Origin of the sequence: Actinomadura sp. HBU206391, assembly GCF_014323665.1 — a bacterium.
In the GTDB taxonomy this organism is placed as follows: domain Bacteria; phylum Actinomycetota; class Actinomycetes; order Streptosporangiales; family Streptosporangiaceae; genus Actinomadura_C.
This window is the reverse complement of the sequence record NZ_JABVEB010000386.1, coordinates 1-4,046: the sequence shown is the minus strand read 5'-3', so window position 1 is coordinate 4,046 and position 4,046 is coordinate 1. Positions and strand designations below refer to the sequence as shown.

General features: G+C 70.1%; 4 protein-coding genes and 1 pseudogene. 1 reads left to right on the top strand and 4 read right to left on the bottom strand.

The annotated features are described in order from the left end of the window. Nucleotides 1–145: 145 nt before the first annotated feature. Complete coding sequence (locus HKK72_RS36935; RefSeq protein ID WP_187239038.1) at nucleotides 146–820, top strand: TetR/AcrR family transcriptional regulator; 675 nt, start codon at nucleotides 146–148, stop codon at nucleotides 818–820. Nucleotides 821–831: 11 nt separating this feature from the next. On the opposite strand, the gene HKK72_RS36930 is transcribed toward HKK72_RS36935, so the two are convergent. The 4 genes and pseudogenes from HKK72_RS36930 to HKK72_RS36915 all read right to left on the bottom strand — a co-directional run. Next, a complete protein-coding gene (locus HKK72_RS36930) occupies nucleotides 832–1,722 on the bottom strand; it encodes an SMP-30/gluconolactonase/LRE family protein (protein WP_187239037.1) in 891 nt (296 codons plus the stop codon). Beyond that, nucleotides 1,719–2,747 (bottom strand): ABC transporter permease, encoded by a 1,029-nt coding sequence (locus HKK72_RS36925; RefSeq protein WP_187239036.1) that lies wholly within the window; start codon nucleotides 2,745–2,747, stop codon nucleotides 1,719–1,721. The genes HKK72_RS36930 and HKK72_RS36925 overlap by 4 nt, the downstream gene beginning before the upstream one ends. Further along, nucleotides 2,744–3,775 (bottom strand): ABC transporter permease, encoded by a 1,032-nt coding sequence (locus tag HKK72_RS36920; RefSeq protein ID WP_187239035.1) that lies wholly within the window; start codon nucleotides 3,773–3,775, stop codon nucleotides 2,744–2,746. The genes HKK72_RS36925 and HKK72_RS36920 overlap by 4 nt, the downstream gene beginning before the upstream one ends. Then, nucleotides 3,772–4,046 (bottom strand): annotated as a pseudogene (locus HKK72_RS36915) (hypothetical protein); the annotation flags it as partial. The pseudogene HKK72_RS36915 and the gene HKK72_RS36920, both read right to left, overlap by 4 nt.

Here is a 4,046-nt window from a genome sequence, read left to right as displayed (position 1 = left end):
CAAGCTCGGTCTCGTCGGCACCCCGGAAGACCTCCGCAAGCGGGCCGCGACGCTGGAGGCCGGCGGTATCGACGAGATCGTGATCCAGCCCGTGCTGGACCCGGAACGGGAGATGACCGACTTCGCACGGCTCTTCTGAGCGGCGATGGTGGCGAAACGCGGTCCGCGGCGCCGTGCCACACCGGCGATGATCCGGCTGGACGACGCGTCCGAGCAGCTGTGGGACGCCGAACTCGCCGACGTGGCGAAGTCCCTGCTCAGCTCCGCGGTCCTGTGTTTCGCGGCCAAGGGGTTCCACGCGACCACCACGCGGGACATCACGGCGAAGATCGGGATCTCCCCCGGGGCCCTCTACGTGCACTTCGATTCCAAGGCAGAGTTGCTGTACGAGATCGTCCGCATGGGCCACACCCGGGTCCTGGAGGACCTGCGCCGCCTGCCTGCCGACGAGGACGCGCGCGCATACCTGTGCCGCCTGGTCGCGACGTTCGTGTCATGGCACGCCAGGCACCACACGGTCGGCCGGATCTGCCAGTACGAGCTGGGGCCGCTGTCACCCGAGCACTACGACAAGATCCTGGCGCTGCGCGGTGAGATCAACACGATCTTCCGGGACGCCGTCCACCGGCGCATCGCAGATGCGCCGATCTCCGATGGGGACGCCAACACGATCGCACGGGCGATCCTGTCACTCGGAGTCGACCTGGTGCGCTGGTACCGTCTCGATGGCCCTGACACCCCTTCGGACCTCGGGGAGTTCTACGCCAGTCTGGCAATCAAGATGACCGAGGTCGCGCAGGCACCAACGCCGACGAAATAAGACACTCATCGTTACCGCGCCGGGGCTCCTGGGATGGCGACCCGGATGGCGAGCATGCGGGCCTCGCGTGCCGCCTTGCGGGCCTCCTCGTGGAAGTCGGGCGCGGCACACGCGAACAAGGTTCTGCCGTCCGCGCCGCCCAGGCCGCAGGCGTACACCGGTGAGCCCGGCTTGATCTCGTCCGTGATCCGTCCGCCCTCGACCACCCGCACGAGCCGGTCGCCGGTGGCATCGGCGACCCAGAGCCCGCCCTCCGCGTCCAGGCAGCAGCCGTCCCCGGCGACGGCGACCTGGGCGAGTGCCTCGGGGACTCGGCGGTCGGTCGGGAGCGGCCCGAACTCCGCCCACACCCGCCGGTCGGTGAGCGCACCATCGTCGGTGACGTCGAACGCGGTGACGCGATTCCCGAACGTCTCCGCCACCAGCAGGACGTTCTCGGGGGTGATGACGCTGCCGTTGGGAAACCAGAGGTCATCGGCCACCTGCGTGACCTGGCCGTCGGGGTCCACCCGATGCAGCGCGGCCGTCTCCACGGGATCGCCGGCCATCAGGTCGAAGCCGAAATTGCCCACGTAGGCACGTCCGTGGCCGTCCACGACCATGTCGTTGGTGTATCCGGTCGCGTGTTCACCCAGGTCGGCGTGGACGGAGAGCATCCCTTCAGGCTCCCGTCGAAGGATCTTGCGGTCGACCATGGAGACGACCAGCAACCGTCCGTCGGGAAGCCAGCCGAGCCCGGACGGTTGCTCGGGGACGTGCGCCTCCACACGCAGGTCGGATCCGTCCTCGGCCATGGACACGACCTGGTGGGTGTAGAAGTCGGAGAACCAGAGCCGCCCATCGCGCCAGCGCGGCGCCTCCAGGAAGCGGAAGTCCTCGGCCACGGTCGTCGTTTCCGTCATTGTTGTCCTCCCTTGACAGCGCTGACTGTTTCTGCCGGCCGGTGAAGCGTTGCGTCCGCGCGGTGGGCCCGGAGCCGGTCCATCGCCTGATGCAGTCCGGGGCTCTCGATGGCCACGATCGCTCCGAGCAGCACCGCGTAAAGGAGCTGAGTGGAGTAATCGGGCATGGCAGTGACCGCGACGACCTGTGCGAGCAGGGCCACCGACAGCGCCCCGGCCAGCAGTCCGAGTGGGGCTCCACGGCCACCGGCCAGGGACACGCCACCCGCCAGGGCGGCCACGGTGGCCAGGATCAGCGGTTGCAGGCCCGGATCGGGGTTGGCCGACGCGTGGCTGTAGCTGAGCAGGGCACCGCCCAGAGCGGCCAGCGTCCCCGACAGCGCGAAGATCCCGACGATCCGCCGGTCCACGTTGACGCCTGCGACGCGGCTGGCCCGGCGGTCGCTGCCGATGGCGCGCAGTTCGCGTCCCAGCTTGGTCCGGCCCAGGACGAGCACGGCGATGAGGAAGGCCGCGAGCGTCAGCAGGCTCCGGGGCGAGAAGATCCCGGCGATGGTCTGATCGACCCACAGCGTCGCACCGTCGTTGGCGAAGGTCTTGCTCTGGCCCCCCGACATCGTGTACGCCAGCCCCAGCAACGCGATGTAGTTCGCGAGCGTGACGGGAATGGACGGGATCCGGAGCCACGCGATCAACCCGCCCTGCAACGCGCCGATGGCGGCGCCGGCGGCCACGGCGGCCAGCACACCCAGGACGGGAGCCGTCCCGCCGACCTGGACGGCGAGCATGCCACCGAACGCGTAGGTCCCGGCGACCGACAGGTCGAACTCGCCCGCGATCATCGTGATCCCGAGCGCGAGGGCCAGCAGGCCCAGCTGAGCGAAGCCCTGCAGCGCGTTGTAGACGTCGAACGTCTCCAGGGCCTCGCCGCTCACCATCGGCGAGCACGCGAACAGGACCAGCACGGCGAACAGGGAGACCGCGGGGATCAGACGGTCGGGCGCGGCAAGCCAACGGCGCCTCATCGGCGGCCCTTGGTGGCGTGCAGGTACACGAAGATGACGACGGCGAGCACGAGGATTCCCTTCACGAGGATCTGCACGCCGGTGGAGAACCCGCGCAGCAGAAGCACGTCCGAGATGACGGAGATCAGCACCGCGCCACCCAGGGCCTGCAGGGCGGACCCTCGTCCACCGGCGATCGCCGTACCGCCCAGCAGCACCGCCGCGATGGCGTCGAGCGAGAGCGTGCCGCCCAGCGTCACCGTGGCGGAGGTGTGGAACGAGGCGAGGAACACCCCGGTCAGCGCGATGCACGCGCCGAAGAAAGCCCACGCGATCACGGTCACCCGCCCGACGGGCAGCCCGGCCGCGTGTGCTGCGTCCCGGTTCTCCCCCACCAGGTACATCTGCCGCCCGGCGGTCGTGCGGCGCAGCGTCCACTCCGCGAGGACGGCGACCGCGAGCAGCGCGTACACGGCCAGGGGCAGGGCCAGCGGCGTGGCGTTCAGCGCGTCGAACGCCTTCACTTCCGGATAGACCGTCGTCCCGTCGCTGAACCAGGTGGCGGCACCGCCGAGCGCGAACCCGGCGGCAATGGTCAGCACGATCGGGTTGGCGTTCCAGTAGCCGATGATCGCGCCCTGCGACGCAGTGAGCGCCACCCCGGCCGCGAGCGCGATCAGCAGGGAGACCGCGAGGCCCAATTGCTGCGTGCTCAGAAAGAGCATCGCCACGACGGTCGCGGTCTGCGCGGTGGCCAGCGACACCACCGAGCCGGAGATCATCACCAGCGTGGCGCCGATGGCGGTGATGCCGACGAAGGCCGATGAGGCGAGGATCGCGCGGACGTTGTCGGCGCTGAAGAACCGCGGTGTCGTCACGGCCAGCGTGACGAGCAGCAGCATCAGGACGGCGGGGCCGATAGCGAACGCGCCCGGCCGCCACCTCCCGGACATGCCCGTGACCGGCGCGGGATCGGCGGCACCATCGGGCCGCCGCGGGTCCGGCGCGGCCGTCACCGCGCCGCCGGTGGGGTCGTCGGCGCTCGTCATGCTTCCCTTGCTCCATATGTCATGTCGCGCATCAGCTGCGCGCTCTGTGCGTCGCCCTGGTAGCGGCCCACCGTCCGGCCATCGCGCATCGTGATGATCACATCGCCCAGTTCGAGCAGCTCCTCCAGCTCGGTGGACGCGAAGATGACCACGAGCCCGGAGCCGGCGGCCTGGCGGAGCAGCCCGTGGATCGCCACCCGTCCGCCGATGTCGACGCCGCGGGTGGGCTCGTCCAGCAGCAGGGCGCGGACGTCCTCGCGTTCCAGGCACC